Origin of the sequence: Streptomyces sp. NWU339 (assembly GCF_003143855.1) — a bacterium.
Lineage (GTDB): Bacteria > Actinomycetota > Actinomycetes > Streptomycetales > Streptomycetaceae > Streptomyces.
In genome coordinates, this window is the sequence record NZ_QFRK01000023.1 from 77,731 (window position 1) to 104,438 (window position 26,708).

General features: G+C 72.5%; 28 protein-coding genes. 18 read left to right on the forward strand and 10 right to left on the reverse strand.

The genetic code is table 11. From position 1 onward, the window contains the following. Nucleotides 1-101: 101 nt before the first annotated feature. From xylB to DIZ27_RS25120, 3 genes are all read left to right on the forward strand, one after another. A complete protein-coding gene (gene xylB / locus DIZ27_RS25110) occupies nucleotides 102-1,571 on the forward strand; it encodes a xylulokinase (RefSeq protein ID WP_109380712.1) in 1,470 nt (489 codons plus the stop codon). Between the two features lie 66 nt (nucleotides 1,572-1,637). Next, nucleotides 1,638-2,873, forward strand: a complete 1,236-nt coding sequence (locus DIZ27_RS25115; protein ID WP_109380713.1) for an ROK family transcriptional regulator — start codon at nucleotides 1,638-1,640, stop codon at nucleotides 2,871-2,873. A 214-nt stretch (nucleotides 2,874-3,087) separates the two neighbouring features. Next, on the forward strand, nucleotides 3,088-3,486 hold the full coding sequence (locus DIZ27_RS25120; RefSeq protein WP_109380714.1) for a luciferase family protein: 399 nt from the start codon (nucleotides 3,088-3,090) through the stop codon (nucleotides 3,484-3,486). 85 nt (nucleotides 3,487-3,571) lie between these two features. Here DIZ27_RS25120 and DIZ27_RS25125 read toward each other — a convergent pair whose 3' ends face one another. The 6 genes from DIZ27_RS25125 to DIZ27_RS25150 form a co-directional block, all read right to left on the reverse strand. Continuing rightward, on the reverse strand, nucleotides 3,572-3,766 hold the full coding sequence (locus tag DIZ27_RS25125) for a hypothetical protein (protein WP_109380715.1): 195 nt from the start codon (nucleotides 3,764-3,766) through the stop codon (nucleotides 3,572-3,574). Nucleotides 3,767-3,869: 103 nt separating this feature from the next. After that, nucleotides 3,870-4,733, reverse strand: a complete 864-nt coding sequence (locus DIZ27_RS25130) for a phosphatidylinositol-specific phospholipase C/glycerophosphodiester phosphodiesterase family protein (protein ID WP_109380716.1) — start codon at nucleotides 4,731-4,733, stop codon at nucleotides 3,870-3,872. Between the two features lie 190 nt (nucleotides 4,734-4,923). Further along, nucleotides 4,924-6,066 (reverse strand): acyl-CoA dehydrogenase family protein, encoded by a 1,143-nt coding sequence (locus DIZ27_RS25135; RefSeq protein WP_181383681.1) that lies wholly within the window; start codon nucleotides 6,064-6,066, stop codon nucleotides 4,924-4,926. Further along, nucleotides 6,063-7,301, reverse strand: a complete 1,239-nt coding sequence (locus DIZ27_RS25140) for an acyl-CoA dehydrogenase family protein (protein ID WP_109380717.1) — start codon at nucleotides 7,299-7,301, stop codon at nucleotides 6,063-6,065. The genes DIZ27_RS25135 and DIZ27_RS25140 overlap by 4 nt, the downstream gene beginning before the upstream one ends. Continuing rightward, nucleotides 7,298-8,275 (reverse strand): NADPH:quinone oxidoreductase family protein, encoded by a 978-nt coding sequence (locus DIZ27_RS25145; protein WP_109380718.1) that lies wholly within the window; start codon nucleotides 8,273-8,275, stop codon nucleotides 7,298-7,300. Before DIZ27_RS25145 ends, DIZ27_RS25140 begins: the two co-directional genes overlap by 4 nt. Before the next feature lie 94 nt (nucleotides 8,276-8,369). Next, complete coding sequence (locus DIZ27_RS25150) at nucleotides 8,370-8,942, reverse strand: helix-turn-helix domain-containing protein (protein ID WP_109380719.1); 573 nt, start codon at nucleotides 8,940-8,942, stop codon at nucleotides 8,370-8,372. Between the two features lie 77 nt (nucleotides 8,943-9,019). Here DIZ27_RS25150 and DIZ27_RS25155 point away from each other — a divergent pair, with 77 nt between their 5' ends. From DIZ27_RS25155 to DIZ27_RS25175, 5 genes are all read left to right on the forward strand, one after another. After that, nucleotides 9,020-9,994, forward strand: coding sequence for an NAD(P)/FAD-dependent oxidoreductase (locus DIZ27_RS25155; protein WP_109380781.1), 975 nt, complete (start codon nucleotides 9,020-9,022; stop codon nucleotides 9,992-9,994). A gap of 53 nt (nucleotides 9,995-10,047) precedes the next feature. Next, nucleotides 10,048-11,586 (forward strand): ATP-dependent DNA ligase, encoded by a 1,539-nt coding sequence (locus DIZ27_RS25160; protein ID WP_109380720.1) that lies wholly within the window; start codon nucleotides 10,048-10,050, stop codon nucleotides 11,584-11,586. Next, on the forward strand, nucleotides 11,583-12,047 hold the full coding sequence (locus tag DIZ27_RS25165) for an NUDIX domain-containing protein (protein ID WP_109380721.1): 465 nt from the start codon (nucleotides 11,583-11,585) through the stop codon (nucleotides 12,045-12,047). The genes DIZ27_RS25160 and DIZ27_RS25165 overlap by 4 nt, the downstream gene beginning before the upstream one ends. A gap of 77 nt (nucleotides 12,048-12,124) precedes the next feature. Next, entirely contained in the window at nucleotides 12,125-13,510 is a 1,386-nt protein-coding gene (locus tag DIZ27_RS25170) for an NADP-dependent succinic semialdehyde dehydrogenase (protein WP_109380722.1), read from the forward strand. Nucleotides 13,511-13,535: 25 nt separating this feature from the next. Continuing rightward, nucleotides 13,536-13,772 carry a DUF6213 family protein gene (locus DIZ27_RS25175; protein WP_109380723.1) on the forward strand — a complete coding sequence of 79 codons (237 nt, stop codon included), beginning with the start codon at nucleotides 13,536-13,538 and terminating at the stop codon, nucleotides 13,770-13,772. A gap of 42 nt (nucleotides 13,773-13,814) precedes the next feature. Here the strand turns inward: DIZ27_RS25175 and DIZ27_RS25180 are convergent, their stop codons facing one another. Continuing rightward, nucleotides 13,815-14,477: a transcriptional regulator gene (locus tag DIZ27_RS25180; protein ID WP_109380724.1), complete on the reverse strand. Its 663-nt coding sequence runs from the start codon at nucleotides 14,475-14,477 to the stop codon at nucleotides 13,815-13,817. A 136-nt stretch (nucleotides 14,478-14,613) separates the two neighbouring features. Beyond that, nucleotides 14,614-15,840: an acyl-CoA dehydrogenase family protein gene (locus tag DIZ27_RS25185; protein ID WP_109380725.1), complete on the reverse strand. Its 1,227-nt coding sequence runs from the start codon at nucleotides 15,838-15,840 to the stop codon at nucleotides 14,614-14,616. A gap of 172 nt (nucleotides 15,841-16,012) precedes the next feature. Here DIZ27_RS25185 and DIZ27_RS25190 point away from each other — a divergent pair, with 172 nt between their 5' ends. Continuing rightward, entirely contained in the window at nucleotides 16,013-16,654 is a 642-nt protein-coding gene (locus DIZ27_RS25190; protein ID WP_109380726.1) for a TetR family transcriptional regulator, read from the forward strand. A gap of 3 nt (nucleotides 16,655-16,657) precedes the next feature. On the opposite strand, the gene def is transcribed toward DIZ27_RS25190, so the two are convergent. Then, nucleotides 16,658-17,203 carry a peptide deformylase gene (def, locus tag DIZ27_RS25195; RefSeq protein WP_109380727.1) on the reverse strand — a complete coding sequence of 182 codons (546 nt, stop codon included), beginning with the start codon at nucleotides 17,201-17,203 and terminating at the stop codon, nucleotides 16,658-16,660. A gap of 148 nt (nucleotides 17,204-17,351) precedes the next feature. Here def and DIZ27_RS25200 point away from each other — a divergent pair, with 148 nt between their 5' ends. From DIZ27_RS25200 to DIZ27_RS25235, 8 genes are all read left to right on the forward strand, one after another. Beyond that, complete coding sequence (locus tag DIZ27_RS25200; protein ID WP_109380728.1) at nucleotides 17,352-18,590, forward strand: MurT ligase domain-containing protein; 1,239 nt, start codon at nucleotides 17,352-17,354, stop codon at nucleotides 18,588-18,590. 43 nt (nucleotides 18,591-18,633) lie between these two features. Further along, entirely contained in the window at nucleotides 18,634-19,362 is a 729-nt protein-coding gene (locus DIZ27_RS25205; protein WP_109380729.1) for a type 1 glutamine amidotransferase, read from the forward strand. A gap of 248 nt (nucleotides 19,363-19,610) precedes the next feature. After that, nucleotides 19,611-20,636, forward strand: a complete 1,026-nt coding sequence (locus DIZ27_RS25210) for a 6-phosphofructokinase (RefSeq protein ID WP_109380730.1) — start codon at nucleotides 19,611-19,613, stop codon at nucleotides 20,634-20,636. 156 nt (nucleotides 20,637-20,792) lie between these two features. Then, the gene (locus tag DIZ27_RS25215; protein WP_109380731.1) at nucleotides 20,793-21,743 is read left to right on the forward strand and encodes a cytochrome c oxidase assembly protein; all 951 of its coding nucleotides are present in this window, start codon (nucleotides 20,793-20,795) and stop codon (nucleotides 21,741-21,743) included. A gap of 97 nt (nucleotides 21,744-21,840) precedes the next feature. Further along, complete coding sequence (locus DIZ27_RS25220; protein ID WP_109380732.1) at nucleotides 21,841-22,611, forward strand: LytTR family DNA-binding domain-containing protein; 771 nt, start codon at nucleotides 21,841-21,843, stop codon at nucleotides 22,609-22,611. 9 nt (nucleotides 22,612-22,620) lie between these two features. After that, the gene (locus DIZ27_RS25225; RefSeq protein WP_109380733.1) at nucleotides 22,621-22,980 is read left to right on the forward strand and encodes a hypothetical protein; all 360 of its coding nucleotides are present in this window, start codon (nucleotides 22,621-22,623) and stop codon (nucleotides 22,978-22,980) included. A gap of 25 nt (nucleotides 22,981-23,005) precedes the next feature. Beyond that, on the forward strand, nucleotides 23,006-24,718 hold the full coding sequence (locus DIZ27_RS25230) for a cation acetate symporter (RefSeq protein ID WP_109380734.1): 1,713 nt from the start codon (nucleotides 23,006-23,008) through the stop codon (nucleotides 24,716-24,718). Next, on the forward strand, nucleotides 24,715-25,920 hold the full coding sequence (locus DIZ27_RS25235; protein WP_109380735.1) for a sensor histidine kinase: 1,206 nt from the start codon (nucleotides 24,715-24,717) through the stop codon (nucleotides 25,918-25,920). The genes DIZ27_RS25230 and DIZ27_RS25235 overlap by 4 nt, the downstream gene beginning before the upstream one ends. Nucleotides 25,921-25,941: 21 nt before the next feature. Here the strand turns inward: DIZ27_RS25235 and DIZ27_RS25240 are convergent, their stop codons facing one another. Beyond that, the gene (locus tag DIZ27_RS25240; RefSeq protein ID WP_109380736.1) at nucleotides 25,942-26,118 is read right to left on the reverse strand and encodes a hypothetical protein; all 177 of its coding nucleotides are present in this window, start codon (nucleotides 26,116-26,118) and stop codon (nucleotides 25,942-25,944) included. Between the two features lie 74 nt (nucleotides 26,119-26,192). Between DIZ27_RS25240 and DIZ27_RS25245 the strand changes: the two genes are divergently transcribed. Beyond that, on the forward strand, nucleotides 26,193-26,687 hold the full coding sequence (locus tag DIZ27_RS25245; RefSeq protein ID WP_109380737.1) for an Lrp/AsnC family transcriptional regulator: 495 nt from the start codon (nucleotides 26,193-26,195) through the stop codon (nucleotides 26,685-26,687). Nucleotides 26,688-26,708 lie beyond the last annotated feature (21 nt).

Consider the following 26,708-nt stretch of genomic DNA (forward strand, 5'->3'; position numbering starts at 1 on the left):
GCTCGCTGAGGCTATTTCGTCATGGCGATTTACAAATTAGTATGCGGGAGCAGCTCTGGGAAGAGAGTCACCCCGCTGAACCGCGGAAGAGGGAGAGACCGATGTCAGCAGCCGAGGGTCCGCTCGTCGTCGGCGTGGACACATCCACCCAGTCCACCAAGGCGCTGGTCGTCGACGCGGCCACCGGACGGGTCGTCGCGAGCGGCCAGGCTCCGCACACGGTGACCTCGGGGGCGGGCCGGGAGAGTGATCCGCGCCAGTGGTGGGACGCCCTGTGCGAGGCGCTGCGCCAGTGCGGGCAGGCGGCGCACGAGGCCGCCGCGGTGTCGATCGGCGGCCAGCAGCACGGGCTGGTCACCCTGGACGAGCGGGGCGAGCCGGTGCGTCCGGCGCTGCTGTGGAACGACGTGCGCTCCGCGCCGCAGGCCCGCCGGCTGACCGAGGAACTGGGCGGCGCGAAGTTCTGGGCCGAGCGCACCGGAAGCGTGCCGGCCGCCTCGTTCACGGTCACCAAGTGGGCCTGGCTGGCGGAGCACGAGCCGGACGCGGTCCGCGCCACCAAGGCCGTCCGGCTCCCCCACGACTACCTCACCGGACGGCTCACCGGTCAGGCCACCACCGACCGCGGCGACGCCTCCGGCACCGGGTGGTGGGCCTCCGGGACCGAGTCGTACGACGAGGAGATCCTCGCGCATGTGGGGCTCGACCCGGCACTGCTGCCCCGTGTCGTGCGCCCCGGAGAGGTCGCCGGGACCGTGCGCGCCCACCCCGACCTGCCGTTCTCCAAGGGCACCCTGGTGGCGTGCGGTACCGGGGACAACGCGGCCGCCGCGCTGGGCCTCGGTGTGCGGCCCGGCACCCCGGTGCTGAGCCTCGGCACCTCGGGCACGGTGTACGCGGTGTCGCGGCGCCGGCCGGCCGATCCGACCGGCATCGTGGCGGGCTTCGCCGACGCGCGCGGCGACTGGCTGCCGCTCGCCTGCACGCTCAACTGCACGCTCGCCGTGGACCGGGTCGCGACCCTGCTGGGCCTGGACCGCGAGGCCGTCGAACCGGGCCGCGGCATCACGTTCCTGCCCTTCCTCGACGGCGAGCGCACCCCCAACCTCCCGAACGCGTCCGGCCTGCTGCACGGGCTGCGCCATGACACGACCGGCGGTCAGCTGCTCCAGGCCGCCTACGACGGTGCCGTGCACTCCCTGCTCGGTGCGCTCGACCGCGTCGTCGGCGAGGACGGGGAGGACGAGAAGGACGAGGCCGCCGACCCGTCGGCGCCCCTGTTGCTGATCGGCGGCGGCGCCCGGGGCACGGCCTGGCAGCAGACCGTACGACGGCTCTCGGGTCGGGCCGTGCAGGTGCCCGAGGCGCGGGAGTTGGTGGCGCTCGGTGCGGCGGCGCAGGCGGCCGGTCTGCTCACCGGGGAGGACCCGGCCGCGGTCGCCCGCCGCTGGGACACGGCGGCGGGACGGGTGCTGGAGCCGGTGGAACGGGACGAGGAGACGCTGGCCGGGATCGCCGGGGTACTCTCCGACGCGGCCCAGCTCCTGGAACGGGGCACGGACACCCGCTGAGGCCTTCGCCGGCGAACACCGGCCCCGGCCACACCATGACAGAACCGACCGAGGACTGACGGAGGCATGAGCGCACCGCTGCACGAGGCCCGCCCGGCCGGCTCGGGGCGGGTGCCGCCCCCGCCCGGCCCGGGGCACGCACTGCCCGACACCCAGCAGGGCATGCGCCGCCGCAACCTCTCGCGGGTGATGCACACCGTCAGCGCCGAGGGACCGCTGTCCCGGGCCGCCGTCGCCTCACGCATCGGCCTGACCCGGGCGGCGGTGTCCACCCTGGTCGACGAGCTCATCCGCTCGGGCCTACTGGAGGAACTGGGCCCCGAGCGGCCGGGACGCGTGGGCCGGCCGGGCTCGGCGCTCGCCGTCAGCGGGCGCGGTCCGGCCGGAATCGGCGCCGAGGTCGGCGTCGACCATCTCGCGGTGTGCGCGGTCGATCTGCGGGGGCGGGTCCGGGCGCGGGCGGTACGGCACGTCCCGAACCGCGGACGCTCCCCCGAACCGGTGATCGAGGAGCTGACCGGACTCCTGCTCCGGGTGGTCGCCGAGGCCGAGGGCGAGGGGCTGTGGCCGGCGGGGCTCACCGTGGCCGTGCCGGGCCTGGTGGCACGGGACACCCGGACCGTCGTACGCGCGCCGAACCTCGGCTGGCGCGACACCGACCTCGGTGCCCTGCTCCCGGCGCGGTTCCCGCTGACCGTGGCCAATGAGGCCGACTGCGGCGCACTGGCCGAACTCTGGCTCGGCGAGGGCACACCACGCGACTTCCTCCATGTGTCGGCCGAGATCGGCATCGGCGCCGCCGTGGTCGTGGACGGGCGGCTGCTGCGCGGAACCCGGGGCTTCGCGGGCGAGTTGGGGCATGTGCCGGTACGGCCCGACGGCCCGGAGTGCGGCTGCGGCGGACGCGGCTGTCTGGAGCAGTACGCCGGTGAGAGGGCGGTGCTGCGCGCCGCCGGTGTGGAGCCGGGCGAGGACCGCGTGGGCCTGCTCGCCGGCCGCGCCGAACAGGGCGACCCTGCCGTACGGCGCGCCCTGCACGACGCGGGAACGGCGCTCGGCATCGCACTGACCGGGGCGGTCAACCTCCTGGACCCGGAGAGTGTCGTGCTGGGTGGCGCGCTGTCCGGGCTCGCGCCCTGGCTGCTGCCCTCGCTCCGCTCCGAACTGGCCCGGCGCACGGCGGGCCCGGCCTGCCCCGTCTCGGTATCGGCCCTGGGCCCCGAGGGCCCCCTGCTGGGTGCGGCGCACTCGGTGGTCCGGGGAGTCTTGGACGACCCGGCCGCGGTCGCCGGGAGGGCCTGATCCCACCTGCCCCGCAGACCTGGCCCCTGTCCCCGCGCCGACCACTCGTCGAGGGTGTCGTGGTCGGGCACGGACCAGAGCCGGTTGCCGCGGGAGGTCACGAGGTGACCGGCTGTCATGATGTGATCATGGGTAAGGGGCGCGCCGCCTCACCGATCGATTACGAAACGCCCAACTACTGGTTGCCGCACGGTGAGCGGGTCACTATGAGGCCATGAAACCGGCGCAGCGAGCCATGGAGCTACTTCGGACCTGGCCCGACCTCACCGCCTGCAAGGCGGGTTGCGGTACCGGACCGGCCCTCCGCTCCGCTCGCGAAGAGATCGTCCACTTCCACTCCGAACGGGACGTCGACCTCCACCTGACCCACCGCGCCATTCAGCGCTTCCACTACGATCTGAACGCCTCGACCGCGATCCAGCTGACCCCGGGGTCGAGTTGGGTGACGGTGCACCTGGACTGCGCCACCGACGTCGACCTGCTGCTGAGCCTGGTGAGCGTCGCGCTCAAGGCCCACCAGGCCCCACCGCCCCCCTCCGGCGCACCGACGGCTGCCGGGTGCAATTTCCACCGGGTCACGGTGCTGCCGCGCGACGTGGTGACAGACCGCTGAGAACACCGGGACCGCTGAAAACACCGAGAACGTCGAGAACGTCGAGAACGCTGAGAACGCCGAGTCGCCCGGCAGGCCCCGGGCCTTACGGCCGCAGGCCGCTGACGATGTCCGCCGTCGCGGTCAGACCGCTGTGGATGGTGGGGGCGATGCTCGTACTGGCCAGATAGAACCCGAGCAGCAGGCAGACCAGAGCGTGGGAGAGCTTCAGTCCGCCGTTGCGCAGGAAAATCACCGCCAGGACCGCGAGCAGCAGCACCACAGAGATGGAAACGGCCATCGTCAACCTCCTCCGCCACGTCAGCTTCGCGGCGTTCGGCCGCAAGTGTGGCGTAGCGGAGGGTTCGTCCGGGCGGCTGACCTGTCCTCCGAACGTGTGGTGTCTACCGCGGGCGGTACGCGTCGAGGAAGGACTCCAGTCCCGCGAGGTCGTCGGTGTTGAGGTGATCGACGCCGGCGGCGGCCAGTTCGCCCCACAGGGCGTCCCGGGCGGGGCCCGGCTGGTCCGGGGTGGCCCAGAAGCGCACTCGCCGGCCGCGCGCGTGCGCGGTGCCCACGATGTCCCGCAGTTTCCGGCGCTCGGCGGCGGGGAACGCGCCGACACCCCGCCAGGTGAAGTGGAGCGTCCAGTTGTCGCTGATCAGCGGGATGAGAGAGGACCGGGCCGGCCCGCCGAGGTCGGTCAGCCGGCCGTCGTAGAAGGCGCGCCGCACCCGCTGGGCCTCCAGGGGCGCGCGGGCCGCGCGGTCCCCGGAGACGACGGCGGTGACCGGACCGGGCAGCACTCGGCCGTTGGCGCAGGTGGTGAACAGATGCCGGTACCGGCGCAGGCGGCGGTCGAGTTCGAGGTAGGTGGACGCGCCCTCGGTCTTGATGTCGACGAGGAGTTGGAACGGCCCCCGGTGCCCCCGGTACACCGAGCCGCGATGGGCCCGCACGCGGGCGGTGAGCGGGTCGAGGTAGAGGGATTCGAGAGTGCGGGACGGGTCGAGGTCCTCGGGGTCGTGGGCGACGAGGAGTTGGCCGCCCACGAGGAAGATGTCGGCCTCGACGCTGCCGAACCGGTGGTCGAGTGCGTCGAGGAGGGGACGCGGGTGTTCGTAGTCGTTGTGGGCGTGGGCGCGCCACAACGGACGCGGGTGGTGCCTCTGTTCACCGGCCGGCGCCTCGGCGGCGGGCAGGGCCACCGAGCCCGCGAAGGCGGCGCCGAGGGTGGTGAGAGCTCTGCGACGGGTGGTGAGGGCCATGCTCCGCCTCCCTGGAAGTGCCGTACGGGACCACTGGAGTATGGGGCCGGCACCCGCCCGGAGAGCAGTGCTGTGCGGGGAGTTGGCCGATCCGCCGTCGCGCGTTCACCTCGCCGGGACCAGGCACGCACAGGAGCCCGCCCCGCACGGGGCGGGCTCCTTCGACCAGGGCCTGGCTTGTGACGGGGCCTCAGGGTGCCCGGAGGTCGACCAGTTCGGCCAGGGCCTCGCGGTGGGCGCCCGCCGTACCGTAGGCGATGGAGTCGGCCTTGGCCCGCTTCAGGTACAGGTGGACCGGGTGCTCCCAGGTCATACCGATGCCGGCGTGCAGTTGCAGTGCCTCCTCGGCGGCGTGGACGGCGACCTGTCCCGCGTAGGCCTGGGCGACGGCGACAGCCACATCGGCGTCCTGGCCGGCGGACAGGACGGCGGCGGCGTTGCGGGCCGCCGCACGGAGGTTGACGACCTCCAGCCACAGCTGGGCGAGCCGGTGCTTGAGCGCCTGGAAGCCGCCGACCGGCCGGTCGAACTGCCTGCGGTCCTTCAGGTAGCGGACGGTCTCCGTCAACGCCCAGTCGGAGAGGCCGAGTTGTTCCGAGGCCAGCAGTCCGGCGCCGGCTCGCAGGGCTCGTCGCACGGCGGGTTCGGCGTCGCCCAGCCTGCGTCCCCGAGCGCCGTCGAGGACGACCGCGGCGACGGGACGGGTGAGGTCCAGGGACGTCTGACCGGTGACGGTGACCGCGGCCGCCTCGACGGCGTACAGCCCACCGTCGTCCGCCGGTACGAGCAGCACGTCGGCCACGGCGGCGTCGGCGACGCCGGTCAACTCGCCGTGCAGTGCGCCGTCCACCGCGCGTGCGGTGGCGAAGGACGCGCCGGGCGCGGTGTGCAGCCCGACGGCGAGGACCCCGATCCGGCGCGCGGACGCCAGGGAGGCCAGCACGTCCTCCCCGTCCGCGCCCCCGTCCGCGCAGGCCAGCAGCGCCTCGGTGGCCACGACGGCGCTGGTCAGGTAGGGCACGGGGGCGACGGCCCGCCCCAGCTCCTCCAGTACGACGGCGGCCTCCCGGTGTGTGGCGCCCTGGCCGCCGCGGTCCTCGGGCACCAGCAGACCGGCCAGGCCCATGCCGTCGGCGAGCGACTTCCACAGTGCCAGGTCGTGCGGGGTGTCCGACTCGGCGCGGGAGAGCACCCCGGCCGCGTCGCAGTGGTCGGTGAGCAGGTCCCGGACGGCGGCGCGCAGCGCCTCTTCCTCCTCCGAGTAGAGCAGGTCGGGCTGCGGATTCTCCGGGAGCGTCGCGCTCGTCGTGCTCATCGTGCTCGTCGTGTTCATCGGGCCAGGTCCTTCCACGCGACGTCCTTGTCGGTACGCGGCTCGGACGGCAGCCCCAGGACGCGCTCGGCGACGATGTTCAGCAGGACCTCGCTCGTCCCGCCCTCGATGCTGTTGCCCTTGGAGCGGAGATAGCGGTAGCCGGCCCCGCGGCCGGTGAAGTCGACCAGTTCGGGGCGGCGCATGGCCCAGTCGTCGTACAACAGGCCTTCCGCGCCGAGGAGTTCCACTTCCAGGCCGCTGATCTGCTGGTTGAGGCGGGCGAAGCCCAGCTTCATCCCGGCGCCTTCGGGACCGGGCTGGCCGGCCGCGAGCCGCTGACGGAGGCGTTCGCCGGTGAGCCGGGCGACCTCGGCCTCCACCCAGAGCCCCAGCAGACGCTGGTGCAGGTCGTGGGTGCGCAGCTCGGGGCGCTCGCGCCAGGTCCTCGCGACCGGGCCGATCATGCCGCCCTCGCGGGGCAGCCGCGTGCCGCCGATGGCGACGCGTTCGTTGTTGAGCGTGGTCCGCGCGACCCGCCAGCCGTCGCCGACCTCTCCGAGGCGGTGGGAGTCGGGGATGCGGACGCCGGTGAGGAAGACCTCGTTGAACTCGGCCTCGCCGGTGATCTGGCGCAGCGGCCGCACCTCGACACCGGGGTCGGTCATGTCGCAGACGAAGTAGGTGATGCCCCGGTGCTTGGGCACGTTCGGGTCGGTGCGGGCGATGAGGATGGCCCAGCGGGCGAGATGCGCGCTGGAGGTCCACACCTTCTGTCCGTCGACCACCCAGTCCTCGCCCTCACGGACCGCCCGGGTGCCGAGGGCGGCCAGGTCGGATCCGGCGCCCGGCTCGCTGAACAGCTGGCACCAGACCTCCTCGCCGGTCCACAGCGGACGGAGGAAGCGCCGCTTCTGCTCCTCCGTGCCGTACTGCAGGATCGTCGGTGCCGCCATGCCCAGCCCGATGCCGATGCGCCGCGGGTCGTTGTCGGGTGCCCCGGCGGCCTCCAGCTCGGCGTCGACGACGGCCTGGAGGGGTCGCGGGGCGCCGAGCCCGCCGAGCCCCTCGGGGTAGTGCACCCAGGCGAGGCCCGCGTCGAAGCGGGCGCGCAGGAAGTCGAGGCGGTCGGTGCCGGCAGACGAGGGGGGCGGGCCCGCAGGGCCATCGGTCGAGGGTGGTGGCGGGAGACGGGTGGGCAGCTGTGCGGCCAGCAACTCCCGGGTGCGGCGCCTCAGTTCGGTGGCGTCGGTCATGCCGCGGCTCCGTTCTGCGGTACGGGCAGCACGGCGACGCGTCCGGTGGTGACGCCGTCCGCGACCCGCTGCACGGCGTCGGCGGCGCCGGCGAGCGGCACGCGCTCGCTCACCAGTGGCTTGACGGCACCGCGTGCGGCCAGGTCGGTGAGCTGTTCGTGGCAGTGCTGGACCAGCTTGGGGTTCTTGGTGTTGTACAGGCCCCAGTGCAGGCCGAGAACCGAGTAGTTCTTCACCAGGGCGTGGTTCAGCGCCGGGCTGGGGATCGTGCCACTGGCGAAGCCGACGATCACGATGCGGCCCTCGAAGGCGACGACCTTGGCGGACTGGGCGTAGGCCTGACCGCCGACCGGGTCGTAGATCACGTCGGCGCCCCTGCCTCCGGTGGCGTCCTTCACCGCGGCGATGACGTCCTGCTCACGCCGGTCGATCACCACGTCACAGCCCAGTTCACGGGCGACGGCCGCCTTCGCGGCACCGCCGACCACGCCGATGACGGTGGCACCCGCGGCCTTGCCCAGTTGCACGGCCGCGCTCCCGACACCGCCCGCCGCGGCGTGCACGAGCAGGGTCTCGCCGGCCTCCAGACCGGCCCTGCGGTGCAGCCCGAACCAGCCGGTCTGGTAGCCGATGTGCAGGGCGGCGGCCTCGGCGTCGTCCAGCGCGTCCGGGGCGTCCCGCAGCGCGGCGGCGTCCGCGACGGCGTACTCGGCGAACCCGCCGTACGGCAGCGCGGGGTTGGCGATCACCCGGCGCCCGTCCTCGGTCTCACCGCAGATCTCCAGACCCGGGGTGAACGGCAGCGGCGGCCTGACCTGGTACTGGCCCCGGCACATCAGCGCGTCCGGGAAGTTGATGTTCGCGGCGCGCACCTTCAGCAGGACCTGGCCGTCGCCGGGCTCCGGCCGCGCCACGTCCGCGAGGCGCATGACCTCGCCCGGCTCGCCGATCTCGTGCACTTGCCATGCCTGCATGCGGAGCCTCCACGGGACTGTGAACGTCGTGTTCGCCTGACCGGGTCCCTCGCATACTAAGCGGTCGCTTGCCGACAGGGAACCGTCACGCGCCTCACGGCCGCCTGGGGCGTGCCCGTACGTGCATCCGCTCCCCCTGCGGGCCGAACAGGCTGAGGAACTCCACCGGCCCCTCCCCCGTCGACCCGAACCAGTGCGGCACGCGCGTGTCGAACTCCGCCGCCTCCCCCTCCGTCAGCACCACGTCGTGCTCGCCGAGCACCATCCGCAGCCTGCCGGACAGCACGTACAGCCACTCGTAGCCCTCGTGGGTGCGGGGTTCCGGCTCGAGCCTGCGCTGCGGTTCGAGCACCTTGTACGCCTGGAGCCCGCCGGGCTGACGGGTGAGCGGCCAGTAGGTGCGGCCGTCGCGCCGGATCGGCTTGGAGCGGACGCGCGGATCACCGACCGGCGGCGCACCGACCAGTTCGTCCAGCGGCACCTGGTGGGCCTGGGCGATCGGCAGCAGCAGCTCCAGGCTGGGTTTGCGCAGTCCGGACTCCAGCCGGGAGAGAGTGCTCACGGAGATGCCGGTCGCCTCGGACAGCGCGGCGAGCGTCACCTCCCGTTCCTTCCTGACCCGCCGCAGCCGGGGGCCCACATCCGCGAGAACGTCATCCGTGGTCATACCGATATTGCAGGACCGGCAAAGTCGTTTGTCAATCCGGCAGCGGCTGGGCGACCGTCGTCGTGGAGGTGGTCACGATGGACGAGACACACAAGGACGAGAGCCACAAGAACCACGCGGACCGCGAGAACCACGACGTGGTCGTCGTGGGCGGCGGTGCGGCGGGGCTGTCCGCCGCGCTGGTGCTCGGCCGGGCGCGCCTGCGGACGCTGGTCGTCGACGCGGGTGAGCCGCGCAACGCGCCCTCGGCCCACATGCAGGGCTATCTGTCCCGGGACGGGATCCCACCGGCCGACTTCCTGGCGCTCGGCCGGGAGGAGATCTCCCGCTACGGCGTGGAGCTCTGCCGGGACCGGGTCACGGACGTCGCCAAGGAGGAGGAGCACTTCACCGTCGTACTGGAGGCGGGACGCACCGTGCGCGCCCGGCGGCTGGTCGTCGCGACCGGGCTGAAGGACGAGCTGCCCGCGGTCCCCGGGGTCGCCGAGCGGTTCGGGCGGGACGTGCTGCACTGCCCGTTCTGCCACGGCTGGGAGGTGCGCGACGAGCCGTTCGGTGTGCTCGCGTCGAGCGCGACGAGCGTGCACCAGGCGCTGATGGTGTCCCAGTGGTCGAAGGACGTCACCTTCTTCCTGCACCGGGTCGCCGAGGCGGAGCTGTCCGACCAGGACCTGCGCCGGCTGGCCGCAGCCGGGGTCGACGTGGTGCCCGGTGAGGTCGCGGAACTGGTGGTCGAGGACGACCGGCTCGCCGGCGTCCGCCTCGCCGACGGCTCCGTCCACGCCCGCTCCGTGCTCTTCGTCGGGCCGCGCCCGGTGCCGCGGACGAGCCTGCTGGAGCGGCTGGGCGCCGAGCTGGACGAGACCCCGTTCGGCGCGTACCCGGTCGTCGACCCGACCGGTCTGACCTCGGTGCCCGGTGTCTGGGCGGCGGGCAACGCGATCGGCTTCTCCGAGCAGGTCGTCCACGCGGCGAGCGGCGGCTACCGCGCGGCGGCCGCGATCGTCGGGGATCTGCTGATGTACCGCCTGGACACCGCTGTGAACGAGTGACCGCCGCACGCGGCCGGGGTGTGGAGCGCTCGCCCCCGTAGCACCATGGCTGCATGCTGCTGTCCCGGCTGGCCCGTGTGTCCCAGGAGATCGCGGCCACTTCGGCGCGGTCCCGGAAGATCGCGCTGCTCGCCGAGCTGTTCCGGGAGGCGGAGGCGGACGACGTGCCGATCGTCATCCCGTATCTGGCGGGTCGGCTGCCACAGGGCCGCGTCGGGGTCGGCTGGAAGGTGCTGAGCCGTCCGGTCGCCCCCGCCGCCGAGCCGACCCTGACCGTGCGCGAGGTCGACGCGCTGCTCACCACGCTGGGCGAGGTGTCCGGTCCGGGCTCCCGGGCCGAGCGGGCCCTGCTGGTCGGTGAGCTGCTGGGCGCGTCCACCGAGGACGAGCAGCGGTTCCTGCTCGGGCTGCTCACCGGCGAGGTCCGGCAGGGCGCCCTGGACGCGGTCGCGGTGGAGGGACTGGCGCGGGCGACGGGGGCGCCGTCGGCCGATGTGCGGAGGGCGGTGATGCTGGCCGGCTCGCTCCAGCCGGTGGCCGGGGCACTGCTCGCGGACGGCCCCGGGGCGCTGGAGCGGTTCCGGCTCACCGTCGGCCGCCCGGTGCTGCCCATGCTGGCCCACAGCGCCTCCTCGGTCGCCGAGGCGGTCGGGAAGCTGGGGGCCTGCGCGGTCGAGGAGAAGCTCGACGGCATCCGCGTCCAGGTCCACCGCGACGGCGGCACCGTGCGCGTGCACACCCGCACCCTCGACGACATCACGGACCGGCTGCCGGAAGTGACGGCGGCGGCCCTGGAGTTGCGGGGCGAGCGGTTCATCCTGGACGGGGAGGTCATCTCCTTCGACCGGAACGGACGCCCGCGCTCGTTCCAGGAGACCGCCGGGCGGGTCGGCTCACGGGTGGACGTGGCGACGGCCGCCCGGGAGGTCCCCGTCTCCCCCGTCTTCTTCGACGCGCTGGCCGTCGACGGCCACGACCTGCTGGACCTGCCGTTCACCGAGCGGCACGCGGAGCTGGCCCGGCTGGTCCCGGAGCCGATGCGGGTGCGGCGCACTCTGGTGTCGGGCCCCGACGACCTGGGCGCGGCGGAGGAGTTCCTCGCCGACACGCTGGCGCGCGGCCACGAGGGTGTCGTGGTCAAGGGGCTCGGCGCCCCCTACAGCGCCGGGCGGCGCGGCGCGTCCTGGCTGAAGGTCAAGCCCGTGCACACGCTGGACCTGGTGGTGCTGGCGGCCGAGTGGGGCCACGGCCGCCGCACCGGCAAGCTGTCGAACCTGCATCTGGGCGCGCGCACCGCCGACGGCGGTTTCGTCATGCTCGGCAAGACGTTCAAGGGCATGGACGACACGATGCTGGCCTGGCAGACCGAGCGGCTGCGCGAGCTGGCCGTGGAGGAGAGCGGGTACGTCGTCAGCGTACGCCCGGAACTCGTCGTGGAGATCGCCTACGACGGACTCCAGCGTTCCCCCCGCTACCCCGCCGGCGTCACCCTCCGCTTCGCCCGCGTGGTCCGCTACCGCGAGGACAAGCGCCCTCAGGAGGCGGACACGGTGGAGACGCTGTTCGCCGCACACCCCGAGGTACGGCCGTGAAGGGCGCCCGGAGCGCCGGTCTGCTGGTGTTCCGGCACACCGGTCACGGGCTCGAGGTGTTGCTCGGTCACATGGGCGGCCCGTTCTTCGCCCGCCGGGAGGCCGGTGCCTGGACCGTGCCGAAGGGCGAGTACGACCCCGGCGAGCCGGCCTGGGACGCGGCCCGCCGCGAGTTCCAGGAGGAGCTGGGGCTGCCGCCCCCGGACGGGGAGGCCGTACCGCTCGGTGAGGTCCGGCAGTCCGGCGGCAAGACCGTCACGGTCTGGGCGGTCGAGGCCGACCTCGACCCGACGACGGCCGTGCCCGGCACGTTCGAGATGGAGTGGCCGCCGAGGTCGGGGCGGATCCAGGAGTTCCCCGAGCTGGACCGGGTGGAGTGGTTCGCCCTGGACCGGGCCCGGGAGTTGGTCGTCACGGCACAGGCGGCGTTTCTCGACCGCCTGGCGGAGCACTCGCCCTGAGGAGCCCTTCCGCGTTGCGACGCCCACCGCGGCGCGGGAAGGTCGAGAAGCACAGCCCGTCCCGAGGGAGGCCAGCCATGCCCATCGCAACGGTGAATCCGGCGAACGGCGAGACGCTCAAGACGTACCAGGCCATGGGTGAGGAGGAGATCGAGCGCCGGCTCCAGCTCGCGGAGGCCACGTTCCGCACGTATCGGACGACGTCCTTCGAGGAGCGTGCCCGCCTGTTGCACCGGGCCGCCGACCTCCTCGACGAGGACCGGCAGAACATCGCCCGGGTGATGACCACCGAGATGGGCAAGCCGGTCAAGCAGGCCCGTGCCGAGGCCGCCAAGTGCGCCAAGGCGATGCGCTGGTACGCCGATCACGCGGCGGAACTCCTCGCCGACGAGGAACCCGACGCCTCCGAGGTGAAGGACTCCGGCGCCTCCCGGGTCCTGGTGCGCTACCGGCCGCTCGGCCCGGTGCTCGCCGTGATGCCGTGGAACTTCCCGCTGTGGCAGGTCGTACGGTTCGCGGCGCCCACGCTGATGGCCGGCAACGTGGGCCTGCTCAAGCACGCCTCGAACGTGCCGCAGACGGCTCTGTACCTGGAGGACCTGTTCCACCGGGCGGGCTTCACCGAAGGCTGCTTCCAGACGCTGCTCATCGGTTCCGCCGCGGTCGACGAGATCCTGCGGGACGAGCGGGTCAAGGCGGCCACCCTCACGGGCAGCGAGCCCGCGGGGCGGGCGGTCGCCTCCACCGCCGGAGAGATGATCAAGAAGACGGTGCTGGAACTGGGCGGCAGCGACCCGTTCGTCGTCATGCCCTCCGCGGACCTGGACCGGGCCGCCGAGGTCGCGGTCACCGCGCGGGTGCAGAACACCGGGCAGTCCTGCATCGCCGCCAAACGCTTCATCGTGCACACGGACGTCTACGACGCCTTCGCCGAACGCTTCACCGCGGGCATGCGGGCCCTGCGGACCGGCGACCCGATGGACGAGGAGACGGATGTCGGCCCCCTCTCCAGTGAGCAGGGCCGCACCGACCTGGAGGAACTGGTCGACGACGCCGTACGCACCGGGGCCGGCGTGCTGTGCGGTGGTGAGCGGCCCGACGGGCCCGGCTGGTACTACCCGCCGACCGTTCTGACCGGGATCACCCGGGAGATGCGCGTCCACCGGGAGGAGGCCTTCGGCCCGGTCGCCACGCTGTACCGGGCGGCGGACCTGGACGAGGCGGTACTGATCGCCAATGACTCGCTGTTCGGTCTGAGTTCGAACGTCTGGACGCGTGACGAGGCCGAGGTCGACCGGTTCGTCCGGGACCTGGAGGCGGGCAGCGTCTTCGTGAACGGGATGACGGCGTCCCATCCGGCGTTCCCGTTCGGCGGGGTCAAGCGGTCCGGGTACGGACGTGAGCTGTCCGGGCACGGAATCCGCGAGTTCTGCAACATCACCACGGTTTGGCACGGTGCGTGACGTTCCCACGACTACGATCCGGTCTGTGAACCGCGAAGTGACTCTGCCTCTGATCGTCGACGACCGCGGTACCCTGCAGGTCACCGCGGCGGACGTGAGCAAATTGCTGCGCACGGTGGGCGGGCGGTGGCTGCGGCTCGTGGAGACCGGGGAGGACCGGCTCGACGAGGACACGGTGGCCGCGCTCACCATCGAGCTGGCGAAGCTGGCCGACCGGATCGACGTGGCCTGCATCGCCCACAGCAGCGGGAGCGCGCCCTGAACGGTACGGCGGTGTGAGGCCGTCGCTCTCCGTCGGACGGGGTCAGACGGGCCGCAGCAGCGTCCTCCAGAACAACGCCTCGTAGCTCTGCAGCAGATGACCGTACTCCCGGGCACGGTCCTCGTCGAGGCGGCCCGCGTCCAGGGCTGCCTGGACCGCTTCCGTGGCCGTCCGGTCCAGGACCGGGGCCGGTTCGGCGAAGGAGTCGAAGAACGCGCAGGCCTCGTCGGTGAAGCCGTAGTGGGTGCGCAGCGCCTCGGCGATGGTGGCGCAGTAGCCGCCCCACGCCGAGAAGTTGGCGGTCACCGCGAGGACGGCGTCGGCGGGCGCGGCGTTGAGGGCCAGCCAGGCGATGTAGGCGGGATACGCCTGGCAGCCCGGCAGGGGGTCGTACGCCCCTGCCCGGTCGCCGCCCACGCCGCACGCCGCGGCGAAGGCGTCCAGCCGCCGCGCCGCCAGCGCCTCGCCCTCGGCGAGGGCGGTGAAGTACGCGGCGGCCCGCGGCTGGTCCGCGGACCTGTCCGCCAGATACCGGAACGCCCGGCGGTCGGCGGGGATCACCCGGTGCTGCTCGAGGGCGAGCACGGCCAGGGTGTCCCGGTCGGCCTCACCACGCGCGATCAGCGGCAGGAGGGGGTTGGACCGCGGGTCCGGGGCCAGTTCCCGCGTGATCGTCTCCAGCAGTTCCCCGGCCGTGCGCGTCATCGCGGCCTCCGTCGCGTCGGTCGGCCGGCCGTGCGGCCGACTCTCCCACGATCGTCCCCCAGGAGCCGGGGCCGCGGAACCCGGCGTGCCCCGGCGGTGTGACGGCCCCGCCGGCGGTCTTCCTCGCGGCCGGGACTCAGCGGATGGGCATGCCCGACAGGGTGCGGGCGATGACCAGGCGCTGGATCTCGCTCGTGCCCTCGAAGATGGTGTAGATCGCGGCGTCCCGGTGCATCCGCTCCACCGGATACTCGCGTGTGTAGCCGTTGCCGCCGAGGATCTGTATCGCCTGGGCCGTGACCTTCTGGGCCGTCTCACTGGCGTACAGCTTCGACATCGACCCCTCGGCCGCCGTGAACGGCTTGCCGTTGACCGCCATCCAGGAGGCACGCCACACCAGGAGGCGGGCGGCGTCGATCTGGGTGCGCATGTCGGCCAACTGGAAGGCGACGCCCTGGTTGTCGATGATCGGGCGGCCGAACTGCTCGCGGGTCTGCGCGTACTCCAGGGCGACCTCGTAGGCGGCGCGGGCGGTGCCCACCGCCATGGCGCCGACGGCCGGGCGGGACGCCTCGAAGGTGGCCATCGCGGCGTTCTTCACTTTCTCACCCCCCTGCCCGGCACGCTCCCGGGCACGGGCGAGGCGCTCGTCGAGCTTCTCCTTGCCGCCGAGCAGGCAGGAGCCGGGGACGCGCACGTCGTCCAGGATCACCTCGGCGGTGTGCGAGGCGCGGATGCCGTGCTTCTGGAACTTCTGCCCCTGGGAGCAGCCGGGGGTGTCCGGCGGGATGATGAACGAGGCGTGCCCCTTGGAGCCGAGTTCCGGGTCGACGACCGCGACGACGACGTGCACGTTGGCGATGCCGCCGTTGGTCGCCCAGGTCTTGGTGCCGTTGATCACCCACTCGTCCTTGGCCTCGTCGTACACCGCGCGGGTGCGCATGGAGGCCACGTCGGAGCCGGCGTCGGGCTCGGAGGAGCAGAAGGCGGCGAGCTTGACGTCGTCGGCGTCGCCGTACATCTGCGGGATCCAGGTGCCGATCTGCTCCTCGGTGCCGTTGGCGAGGACGCCGACGGCGGCGAGACCGGTGCCGACGATCGACAGGGCGATGCCGGCGTCGCCCCAGAACAGTTCCTCCATGGCGGTGGGGATGCCGAGGCCGGTGGGGTCGAAGTACTGCTGGGCGTAGAAGTCGAGGGAGTAGATGCCGACCTTGGCGGCCTCCTGGATCACCGGCCAGGGTGTCTCCTCGCGCTCGTCCCACTCGGCGGCCGCGGGGCGGATCACATCGGCTGCGAAGCCGTGGAGCCAGTCACGGACTTCCTTCTGTTCCTCGTTGAGCTCCATGGTGAACTCGGCCATGTCCCCTCCAGCGGCGGTGCACGTGCATGTTACTTGCGGTAACCAACAGTCTGTTACCGGCCGGTAGGGAAAGTCAACTCCTCCGGACCCCTCGGATCCCGTCCGCTGCCCGGCACGCCGTCAGTGTTAGTTTGCGCAGGCGTCACCGAATCAGCATGGGTGGGGAGAGATCATGGACACCACACAGCGGACCGATCAGCAACGGTCCGCCGACCGCCGCCGGCGCGAGCTGCTGGAGGCCGCCGACCGGGTGGTGCTCCGCGAGGGCCCCCATGCCTCCATGAACGCGATCGCCGCCGAGGCCGGCATCACCAAGCCGATCCTCTACCGGCACTTCGGCGACAAGGGAGGACTGTACGCCGCCCTGGCCCAGCGGCACACCGACGCCCTCCTGGCCTCGCTGCGGGAGGCACTGGACGCCCCGGCGGGCCGGCGCGAGCGGGTCGAGAACACCCTCGACACCTATCTCGCGGCCATCGAGCTGCGCCCTCAGGTGTACCGGTTCCTGATGCACCCGGCCGAGGGCCCACCGGGCGACCAGGGTTTCGACGTCGGCAAGCACTCGGCGCCGTTGCTGCGGCGCATGGGCGAGGAACTGGCCCAGGTCATCGAGGAGCGGCTGGACCTCGGACCGGGCAGCCAGCAGCTGGCCCGCGTCTGGGGGCACGGGATCGTCGGCATGATGCACGCGGCCGGCGATTGGTGGCTCGGCGAACGCCCCTGCTCCCGGGCTGAATTGGTGCGCAGCCTGGCCGATCTGCTGTGGGGCCGGCTGTCGGCGGCCGACGACCGGGTCGGCGGCCCCGGTTTCTGAGGCTCAGCCGCGCCCGTTCCAGGAGGCCCGCCGTACCTGGCGGGTGAGCCTGCGCCGGCGCCAGCCCGTCAGCCGGTCGGCGTAGACGCGGCCCTCCAGGTGGTCGCACTCGTGCTGCAGGCACCGGGCGAAGAACCCGGTGCCGTGCACGGTGACCGGTTCCCCGGTCACCGTGCGGCCCTCGACGACCGCGTGGTCGTGACGTTCCGTCCCCGCCTCCAGGCCGGGCAGGGACAGACAGCCCTCCGGGCCGCGCACCACCACACCGTCCGTCTCGACCAGCCGCGGGTTGACCACATGGCCCAGGCGACGGACGTCCTCGTCGTCCGGACAGTCGTACACGAACACCCGCAGCGGCACACCGATCTGGTTGGCGGCCAGGCCGACCCCCTGCGCGGCGTACATCGTCGCGAACAAGTCCTCCACGAGGCGGGCCAGTTCCGGACCGAAGTCGGTGACCTCCGCGCAGGGTGCGTGCAGCACCGGGTCGCCGAGCAGGGTGAGGGGCCGTACACGTCCGTGGACGCCCGGGATGGAACCGTGTCGCATGGCGCTCAGAGTACGGTCCTCTCAACAACGCCCGTCTCATCGGTGGTGCCATGGTTCTGGAGTGCGAATGGACCTCGATAGGCTGAGGCCCACACCACGTGGCCGCCAGCCACAGGCGCGGCGCGTACGCAAGGAGGATCGAGACTTGATGGCAGGCAACTCGGACCCGCTCACGCCGCGGGCCAAGCTGGCCGTGACAGCGGGCAAGGCGGTCGCAGCGGCATCACGCGCCGCGGGACGCGGCAGCGGTTCGGTGATCGGCGGCCGGGTGGCGCTCAAACTCGACCCCGATCTCCTCGCCCGGCTCGCGCAGAACCTGGACTGCGTCCTGGTCTCCGCGACCAACGGCAAGACCACCACCACCCGGCTCATCGCGGAGGCCCTGCGCGCCGCGGGACCGGTCGTGTCCAACGCGCTCGGCGCCAACATGCCCGCCGGCATCACCTCGGCACTCGCGGGCGGCTCGGAGTCGAAGTTCGGTGTCATCGAGGTCGACGAGAAGTACCTCGCCGGTGTCGCCCGGGACACCGACCCCAAGTGCATCGCCCTGCTCAACCTCTCCCGTGACCAGCTCGACCGGGCCGGCGAGACCCGTATGCTCGCGGAGAACTGGCGCGAGGGCCTGGCCGGCTCCAAGGCGGTCCTCGTCGCCAACTGCGACGACCCGCTGGTGGTGTGGGCCGCCTCCTCCTCCCCCAATGTGATCTGGGTCGCCGCGGGCCAGATGTGGAAGGACGACGCCTGGTCGTGCCCGTCCTGCGGCGGTGTGATGCAGCGCCCCGGCGACGACTGGTTCTGCGGCGAGTGCGGCTTCCGCCGGCCCACCCCGTCCTGGGCGCTCTCCGGCGACCACGTCCTCGACCCGCACGGTTCCGCCTGGCCGATCCACCTCCAGCTGCCGGGCCGCGCCAACAAGGCCAACGCCGCGAGCTCCGCGGCCGTCGCCGCCGTGTTCGGGGTGCCGCCGCAGGTCGCCCTGGAGCGCATGTACCAGGTGCAGGCCGTGGCCGGCCGCTACGACGTCGTCCAGTACCAGGGCCGTGACCTGCGGCTGCTGCTCGCCAAGAACCCCGCGGGCTGGCTGGAGACGTTCTCCCTCATCGACCCGCCGCCCGCCCCGGTGATCCTCTCGGTGAACGCCCGCTCCGCCGACGGCACCGACACCTCCTGGCTGTGGGACGTCGACTACACCCGGCTGACCGGTCACCCGATCGTCGTCCTCGGCGACCGGAAGCTGGACCTCGCGGTGCGACTCGAGGTCGCGAACCAGCAGTTCCAGGTCTGCGACGACCTCGACCAGGCCCTGCAGCAGTGCCCGCCGGGCCGGATCGAGGTCATCGCCAACTACACCGCGTTCCAGGACCTGCGCCGCCGCGTCGGCAACTGACGCGGGCGACGTATCGCGACGTACTCACAAGGACAGTGACTTCATGAGCGACAACGGTCTGCGGATCGTGTGGATCTACCCCGACCTGCTCAGCACCTACGGCGACCAGGGCAACGTGCTCGTCGTGGAGCGCCGGGCCCGGCAGCGCGGCCTCGACGTGGCCCGGCTCGACGTGCGCAGCGACCAGCCGATCCCGACCTCCGGCGACATCTATCTGATCGGCGGCGGTGAGGACCGTCCGCAGCGGCTCGCGGCCGAGCGGCTGCGCCGGGACGGCGGACTGCACCGGGCGGTGGAGAACGGCGCGATCGTGTTCTCGGTGTGCGCCGGCTACCAGATCCTCGGCCACGAGTTCATCAACGACCTCGGCCAGCGGGAGCCCGGCCTCGGCCTGCTCGACGTCGTCTCGGTGCGCGGCGAGGGCGCCCGGTGCGTCGGCGACGTGCTGGGGGACATCGACGCGCCGCTCGGGCTGCCGCCGCTGACCGGTTTCGAGAACCACCAGGGCGTCACCCACCTCGGCCCGACGGCCCGCCCGCTCGCCCGGGTGCGCTTCGGCAACGGCAACGGCACGGGGGACGGTACCGAGGGCGCCTACAACGACACCGTGTTCGGCACGTACATGCACGGTCCGGTGCTGGCCCGCAACCCGCAGATCGCGGACCTGCTGCTGAAGCTGGCGCTCGACGTCAACGCACTGCCGCCGACCGACGACCACTGGTACGAGGCGCTGCGCAACGAGCGCATCTCGGCCTCGCAGCAGCCCGCGTAGGACCCGCGCCACGACGTCCGCCCCGGTCGGCGTCCCGGTGTCCACGAGCTCGTGGACACCGGGACGCCGACCGGGTGTTCACAGGGGCGTCACCGGCCCGTCTGACGGCTGGTCCGCACAGGTGAGCGGGCTCGTCCAGTAGGCGGACGCACGCTGCGGGCCCACCCCCGGATGCCGCTAGGGTGGCGGGGATCGAGCCGGACGACGCGGTCCGGTCCCGGCCCACGGCAAGAAGGTTGTTTCGGGCTATGCGTATTGGTGTCCTCACGTCCGGCGGAGACTGCCCCGGTCTGAACGCCGTCATCCGGTCCGTAGTGCACCGCGCGGTCGTCGACCACGGCGACGAGGTCATCGGCTTCCGGGACGGCTGGAAGGGCCTCCTGGAGTGCGACTACCTCAAGCTCGACCTCGACGCGGTGGGCGGCATCCTCGCCCGCGGCGGCACCATCCTCGGCTCCTCCCGGGTGCGTCCCGAGCATCTGCGGGACGGTGTGGAGCGGGCCAGGGGCCATGTCCAGGAACTCGGCCTCGACGCGATCATCCCGATCGGCGGTGAGGGCACGCTGAAGGCGGCCCGGCTGCTGTCGGACCACGGCCTGCCGATAGTGGGCGTCCCGAAGACCATCGACAACGACATCGCCGTCACGGACGTCACCTTCGGCTTCGACACGGCCGTCGGGGTGGCGACCGAGGCGCTGGACCGGCTGAAGACGACCGCCGAGTCCCACCAGCGGGTGCTCATCGTGGAGGTCATGGGCCGGCACACCGGCTGGATCGCCCTGCACTCCGGCATGGCGGCCGGCGCCCACGCGATCGTGGTGCCCGAGCGGCCCTTCGACATCGAGGAGCTGACCGCGACGGTCGGCGCGCGGTTCTCGGCGGGCAAGCGGTTCGCCATCGTGGTCGCCGCGGAGGGCGCCAAGCCGAAGGCCGGGACCATGGACTTCGACGAGGGCGGCAAGGACGCCTACGGCCATGAGCGGTTCGCCGGGATCGCGCGGCAGCTCTCCGTGGAACTGGAGTCGCGGCTCGGCAAGGAGGCGCGTCCGGTGATCCTCGGGCACACCCAGCGCGGCGGGACGCCGACGGCGTACGACAGGGTGCTGGCCACCCGCTTCGGCTGGCACGCCGTGGAGGCCGTGCACCGCGGGGAGTTCGGGATGATGACGGCGCTGCGCGGAACGGACATCGTGACGGTGTCGCTGGCGGAGGCCGTCGAGACGCTGAAGACGGTGCCCGAGGACCGCTACGCGGAGGCGGAGTTCGTCCTGTAGCACCGGCGGCGTCCCGCGGTGTCCGGGCCGTCCCAGGCCCATGATCTCCCGCGGCACCCGTCGGCAGAACCGCCCCCGGCCGCAGTCCCGGCGGGGGACGGTTCTACTCTGGTGCGGACAGACAGCGCACAACCCCCACGAATCAGGAGCCGCCGGATGGATCACAGCGGGCACGGCATGACCATGGATCTGCCGCCGTTCACGCTGGCTCGAGGGCTCGCATGGTCGACCGAGCCGTTCTTCCTCGTCTCCTGCCTGTTGGGGCTGGCGTTGTACGGCTGGGCGGTGGTGCGCCTGACGCGGCGCGGCGACAAGTGGCCGGTGGGACGGACCGTCTCGTTCGTCCTCGGCGTGCTGAGCATCATGCTCATGATGTGCACCGGGCTGAACGACTACGGCATGGTCATCTTCAGCGTGCACATGGTGCAGCACATGATGATCAGCATGGTGTCCCCCATCCTGATCCTGCTCGGCGCCCCGATCACGCTCGCGCTGCGCGCGCTGCCGCCGGCGGGACGCGGGCGCAAGGGGCCGCGCGAGCTGCTGCTGATGCTGCTGCACAGCCGCTACATCCAGGTCGTCACCCACCCGGTGTTCACCATCCCGATGTTCATCGCGAGCCTGTACGGGCTGTACTTCACCCCGCTGTTCGACTTCCTGATGGGCTCCCAGGTGGGGCACATCGCGATGATGGTGCACTTCCTCGCCGTCGGTCTGGTCTTCTTCTGGCCGATCATGGGCGTGGACCCGGGTCCGCACCGGCCGGGCTACCTCATGCGGATGCTGGAGCTGTTCGCGGGCATGCCGTTCCACGCGTTCTTCGGCATCGCGGTGATGATGGCGTCCACGCCGATGGTCACCACGTTCCAGAACCCGCCGGCCTCGCTCGGCATCGACGCGCTCGCCGACCAGAACGCGGCCGGCGGTATCGCCTGGGCGTTCAGCGAGGTCCCGTCCGTGCTGGTGCTGATCGCGCTGCTCTTCCAGTGGTACGCCTCGGAGAAGCGGCACGCCAAGCGCACCGACCGCGCCGCGGACCGTGACGGCGACAAGGAGCTCCAGGCGTACAACGCCTATCTGGCCTCCCTGCACACACGCGGGAGCTGAGCCCCCCAGCCCCCCGCTTCCCCACCACCGGATCTTGCGGGAACGCCCACGTCCGGCACATGTCCAGACGTGGGATTCCCGCCTAGACTCCACCTTCATGCTGCGCGCTCTGGCCGTCGACGACGAACGCCCCTCGCTGGAGGAACTGCTCTACCTGCTGAACGCGGACCCCCGCGTCGGCAGTGCCGAGGGCGCCGGTGACGCGACCGAGGCGCTGCGCCGCATCAACCGCGCCCTGGAGTCCGGACCCGACGGTCCCGAGGCCATAGACGTCGTCTTCCTCGACATCCAGATGCCCGGCCTCGACGGACTCGACCTCGCCCGGCTGCTCGGCGGGTTCGCCCGGCCGCCGCTCGTCGTGTTCGTCACCGCCCACGAGGACTTCGCCGTACAGGCGTTCGACCTCAAGGCCGTCGACTACGTCCTCAAGCCCGTCCGCAAGGAGCGGCTGGCCGAAGCGGTCCGCCGCGTCGCCGAACCGCGCGCCGCGGCACAGCACGGCAGCACCCCGCGCATCCCCGTGCACGAGCCCGACCCGGACCAGATAGCCGTCGAACTCGGCGGTGTGACCCGCTTCGTCGCCGTCGAGGACATCACGCACGTGGAGGCCCAGGGCGACTACGCCCGTCTGCACACCGACCGCGGCAGCCACCTCGTACGGATACCGCTGTCCACCCTGGAGGAACGCTGGCGCTCGCGCGGCTTCGTCCGTATCCACCGCCGCCACCTGGTCGCCCTGCGCCACATCGGGGAACTCCGGCTCGACGCGGGTACCGTGAGCGTCCTGATCGGCTCGGAGGAACTCCAGGTCAGCCGACGGCACACCCGTGAACTGCGGGACCTGCTGATGCGCCGGACCACGGGCTAGGGGGACGGCGTGCCCCAGGACCCGACCGAACGCCGCGTGGTCGTCACCGGCCCGCCCCGCCGCGCCCGCCGTGCCTTCGGCTACTACCGCCCGCGGACCGAGATCGACGAGCAGACCACCCTCGGCCACACCTACGTCCGCTCCCTGATGCGCATCCAACTGCGCACCGGTCTCATCGTGTTCGCGATCCTCATGCTGCTCGTCGGCCCGCTCCCGCTGGTCTTCGCCGCGGCCCCGGACGCCCGACGGCTGGAGTGGGCGGTCCTCGGCTTCGGACTGTACCCCCCGCTGGTCCTGCTCGCCCGCTGGTACGTGCGCCGCGCCGAACGCAACGAACGCGACTTCGTGCGGCTCGTCGAGGACCGCTGAGGGCGGGGAACGGAACGCCGGCACCGTGAACTCCAGTTACGCCGTCCCCGCCGTCGCGCTCGTCGTCCTGGCGACCGTCCTCGTCGGCGCCTTCGGCCTGCGCATCTCCCGCACCACCTCCGACTTCTACGTCGCCTCCCGCACCGTGGGCCCCCGTCTGAACGCCGCCGCCATCAGCGGCGAGTACCTCTCCGCCGCCTCCTTCCTGGGCATCGCGGGCCTCGTCCTGGTCCAGGGCCCGGACATGCTCTGGTACCCGGTCGGCTACACCGCCGGCTACCTGGTCCTGCTGCTGTTCGTCGCCGCCCCGCTGCGCCGCTCCGGCGCCTACACGCTGCCCGACTTCGCCGAGGCCCGCCTCGCCTCGCAGGCGGTGCGGCGGCTCGCGGGCGCCTTCGTCGTCGGCGTCGGCTGGCTGTACCTGCTGCCCCAGCTCCAGGGCGCGGGACTCACCCTGACCGTGCTCACCGGCGCCCCCGGCTGGCTCGGCGGGGTGATCGTCGCCGTCGTGGTCACCGTCATCGTCGCCGCCGGCGGCATGCGCAGCATCACCTTCGTGCAGGCCTTCCAGTACTGGCTCAAGCTCACCGCCCTGTTCGTGCCCGCACTGTTCCTGGTCCTCGCCTGGCAGAGCGACGGGGCGCCCAGCCACGCCTTCGACGAACCCGCCGCCTTCCGCGAACAGCGTGTCGTCCGCATCGACGACACCCTCGACCTGCGGCTCGCCGAGCCGCTGACCGTGACCGTGGACGGCACCGTCGACGGCCGCGAACACGCCGGCACCGAACTCCGCCTGCCCGCCGGCACCCACCGCATCGACGGCGGTACCCGGCTGACCTTCGCCGAGGGAGCCGAGGTCCCGGCCGCCGGGCGGGGCGCCGACGACGCCCTGTCGCCCTCGCGGGCCGAGTCCCGCGAGGAACGCCCGCTGTACGCCACGTACGGGCTGATCCTCGCCACCTTCCTCGGCACCATGGGCCTGCCGCACGTGGTGGTCCGCTACTACACCAGCCCGCACGGCGTCGCCGCCCGCCGCACCACCGTCGCCGTCCTCGGCCTGATCGGCGCCTTCTATCTGCTGCCCCCGGTCTACGGAGCCCTCGGCCGGCTGTACGCCCCCGACCTCACCCTCACCGGCAGCGCGGACGCCGCCGTGCTCCTGCTGCCCGGCCGCATGATCGGAGGAGCGGGCGGCGACCTGCTCGGCGCGCTGGTCGCCGGGGGTGCCTTCGCCGCGTTCCTGTCCACGGCGTCCGGGCTGACCATGGCCGTGGCCGGCGTGATCACCCAGGACGTCCTGCCCTCACGCGGCGTACGGCACTTCCGGCTCGGCACGCTGCTCGCCATGGCCGTTCCGCTCGGGGCGAGCATCCTGGTCGGCGGGCTGCCGGTGGCCGACGCGGTCGGACTCGCCTTCGCCGTGTCGGCGTCCTCGTTCTGCCCGCTGCTCGTCCTCGGCATCTGGTGGCGCCGGCTCACTCCGCCCGGGGCGGCGGCCGGCATGCTGGTCGGGGGCGGCTCCGCCTTCGCCGCCGTCGCCGCGACCATGGCCGGCTTCCCTGGCCGGGGCGCACTGCACGCGCTGCTCGCCTGGCCCGCCCTGTGGTCGGTGCCGCTGGGCTTCCTCACCATGGTCCTGGTCTCCCTGGCCACCCCCGGCCGAGTGCCGCCCGGCACGGCGGCGGTGCTCGCCCGGTTCCACCTGCCGGAGGAACTGCGGACGGAGGTGTCCAAGTGAGCGGATTCCTGGCGGGCCTGTGCGTCGCCGTGCTGCCCCTGCTGGCCGCGGGCTTCTGGCTCGGCCGGCGCACCGCCCGGCCCGCCAGTCTCGCCGGACTCGGCACGCCCGTCGAGCACGCCACCTTCGAGACCCTGCACACCGCCTCCCTGGCCACGCCCCCACTCCGGGCGGGCCTGACCGAGGAGACCGCCGGCAGATCCGCCCGCAAGCTGCGCTCCCTGCTCGGCACCGACGCCCTGTGCCTCACGGACCGCGAGCAGGTCCTCGTCTGGGACGGCGTCGGCGCCCATCACCGTACCGAGATCATGGAACGACTGGCCGGGCCCCTCGATTCCGGCCGCGGTGAGGCGTTCCCGCTCAGCTGCGACACCCCCGACTGCACGGTGCGGTGGGCCGTCGTCGCCCCGCTCACCGTCGACGACCGGGTGCACGGCGCGCTCGTCGCCTGCGCGCCCCGCGAGTCCGCGGTCCTGGCCCGGGCGGCCGGGGAGGTGGCCCGCTGGGTCTCCGTCCAGCTCGAACTGGCCGACCTCGACCAGTCCCGCACCCGCCTCATCGAGGCCGAACTCAGGGCGCTACGGGCCCAGATCTCCCCGCACTTCATCTTCAACTCGCTCGCCGTGATCGCCTCGTTCGTACGCACCGACCCCGAGCGCGCCCGCGAACTGCTCCTGGAGTTCGCCGACTTCACCCGTTACTCGTTCCGCCGGCACGGCGACTTCACCACCCTCGCCGACGAACTCCACGCCATCGACCACTATCTGGCGCTGGTCCGCGCCCGCTTCGGCGACCGCCTCTCCGTCACCCTGCAGATCGCCCCCGAGGTGCTGCCGGTCGCGCTGCCCTTCCTCTGCCTGCAACCGCTCGTCGAGAACGCCGTCAAACACGGCCTCGAGGGCAAGGCCGACAAGTGCCACATCCAGATCACCGCACAGGACGCCGGCGCCGAAGCCCTCGTGGTGATCGAGGACGACGGCGCCGGAATGGACCCCGGCCTGCTGCGGCGCGTTCTCGCCCGCGAGGTCGACCACACGGGCGGCATCGGCCTGTCCAACGTCGACGACCGGCTCCGCCAGGTCTACGGCGACGACCACGGCCTCGTCATCGAGACCGCGGTGGGCGCGGGCATGAGGGTCACCGTCCGGCTGCCGAAGTACCAGCCGGGCGTGCACCTGGCGGGACGGCTCACGCCGAAGTGAGCGCCGAACGCCACGGGCGGCTCAGGCGCTGCGCGTGGCGACCATTGCGAGGGTGATCAGTCCCAGGACGACCCAGCCGAACCACAGCCATCCGTTGCTGCCGAGCGCCACCGTGTAGGCCGTCACGGCGACGAGGCCGCCGACGGTGAGCACTCCCATGGTCTTCGTCGAGCTCGAACCGTTGTGGGAACCGGGCATCGCGACACCCTCCTCATGGTCCTGGTGTTCGGTTTCCCTCCATGGTGCCCCGGTTCTGCCGTTACGGTGCCGGTATGAACAGCAGGCCCGCACCGTTCGACGAGCTGGACCGAAAGATCGTCACCGCTCTGATGGCGAACGCCCGGTCGTCCTTCGCCGAGATCGGCGTGGCCGTCGGGCTGTCGTCCACGGCGGTCAAGCGCCGGGTGGACCGGCTCCGCGAGACGGGGGTGATCACCGGTTTCACGGCCACGGTGCAACCGTCGGCGCTGGGGTGGCGCACGGAGGCCTACGTCGAGGTGTACTGCGAGGGGGCGGCGCCGCCCCGGCGGCTGGCGGAAGTGGTGCGCAACCACCCGGAGATCGCCGCGGCGATGACGGTGACCGGTGGCGCGGACGCCCTGCTGCATCTGCGGGCGCGGGATGTGGACCACTTCGAGGAGGTGCTGGAGCGGATCCGCGCGGAACCGTTCATCCGGAAGACGATCAGCGTGATGGTGCTGTCCCATCTGATCCCGGAGAGTCCGGAGGCGGGGGCGAGCCAGCCGGCTCCCCAGGACCCGGGGTAGGACGCAGCGGACGTGCGCCGA

Excerpts from the sequence above, each read along its gene's own strand:
- xylB (WP_109380712.1), top strand. The coding sequence starts at position 102 with ATGTCAGCAGCCGAGGGTCCGCTCGTCGTCGGCGTGGACACATCCACC.
- DIZ27_RS25115 (WP_109380713.1), top strand. The coding sequence starts at position 1,638 with ATGAGCGCACCGCTGCACGAGGCCCGCCCGGCCGGCTCGGGGCGGGTG.
- DIZ27_RS25120 (WP_109380714.1), top strand. The coding sequence starts at position 3,088 with ATGAAACCGGCGCAGCGAGCCATGGAGCTACTTCGGACCTGGCCCGAC.
- DIZ27_RS25125 (WP_109380715.1), bottom strand. The coding sequence starts at position 3,766 with ATGGCCGTTTCCATCTCTGTGGTGCTGCTGCTCGCGGTCCTGGCGGTG.
- DIZ27_RS25130 (WP_109380716.1), bottom strand. The coding sequence starts at position 4,733 with ATGGCCCTCACCACCCGTCGCAGAGCTCTCACCACCCTCGGCGCCGCC.
- DIZ27_RS25135 (WP_181383681.1), bottom strand. The coding sequence starts at position 6,066 with ATGAACACGACGAGCACGATGAGCACGACGAGCGCGACGCTCCCGGAG.
- DIZ27_RS25140 (WP_109380717.1), bottom strand. The coding sequence starts at position 7,301 with ATGACCGACGCCACCGAACTGAGGCGCCGCACCCGGGAGTTGCTGGCC.
- DIZ27_RS25145 (WP_109380718.1), bottom strand. The coding sequence starts at position 8,275 with ATGCAGGCATGGCAAGTGCACGAGATCGGCGAGCCGGGCGAGGTCATG.
- DIZ27_RS25150 (WP_109380719.1), bottom strand. The coding sequence starts at position 8,942 with ATGACCACGGATGACGTTCTCGCGGATGTGGGCCCCCGGCTGCGGCGG.
- DIZ27_RS25155 (WP_109380781.1), top strand. The coding sequence starts at position 9,020 with ATGGACGAGACACACAAGGACGAGAGCCACAAGAACCACGCGGACCGC.
- DIZ27_RS25160 (WP_109380720.1), top strand. The coding sequence starts at position 10,048 with ATGCTGCTGTCCCGGCTGGCCCGTGTGTCCCAGGAGATCGCGGCCACT.
- DIZ27_RS25170 (WP_109380722.1), top strand. The coding sequence starts at position 12,125 with ATGCCCATCGCAACGGTGAATCCGGCGAACGGCGAGACGCTCAAGACG.
- DIZ27_RS25180 (WP_109380724.1), bottom strand. The coding sequence starts at position 14,477 with ATGACGCGCACGGCCGGGGAACTGCTGGAGACGATCACGCGGGAACTG.
- DIZ27_RS25185 (WP_109380725.1), bottom strand. The coding sequence starts at position 15,840 with ATGGCCGAGTTCACCATGGAGCTCAACGAGGAACAGAAGGAAGTCCGT.
- DIZ27_RS25190 (WP_109380726.1), top strand. The coding sequence starts at position 16,013 with ATGGACACCACACAGCGGACCGATCAGCAACGGTCCGCCGACCGCCGC.
- def (WP_109380727.1), bottom strand. The coding sequence starts at position 17,203 with ATGCGACACGGTTCCATCCCGGGCGTCCACGGACGTGTACGGCCCCTC.
- DIZ27_RS25200 (WP_109380728.1), top strand. The coding sequence starts at position 17,352 with ATGGCAGGCAACTCGGACCCGCTCACGCCGCGGGCCAAGCTGGCCGTG.
- DIZ27_RS25205 (WP_109380729.1), top strand. The coding sequence starts at position 18,634 with ATGAGCGACAACGGTCTGCGGATCGTGTGGATCTACCCCGACCTGCTC.
- DIZ27_RS25210 (WP_109380730.1), top strand. The coding sequence starts at position 19,611 with ATGCGTATTGGTGTCCTCACGTCCGGCGGAGACTGCCCCGGTCTGAAC.
- DIZ27_RS25215 (WP_109380731.1), top strand. The coding sequence starts at position 20,793 with ATGGATCACAGCGGGCACGGCATGACCATGGATCTGCCGCCGTTCACG.
- DIZ27_RS25220 (WP_109380732.1), top strand. The coding sequence starts at position 21,841 with ATGCTGCGCGCTCTGGCCGTCGACGACGAACGCCCCTCGCTGGAGGAA.
- DIZ27_RS25240 (WP_109380736.1), bottom strand. The coding sequence starts at position 26,118 with ATGCCCGGTTCCCACAACGGTTCGAGCTCGACGAAGACCATGGGAGTG.
- DIZ27_RS25245 (WP_109380737.1), top strand. The coding sequence starts at position 26,193 with ATGAACAGCAGGCCCGCACCGTTCGACGAGCTGGACCGAAAGATCGTC.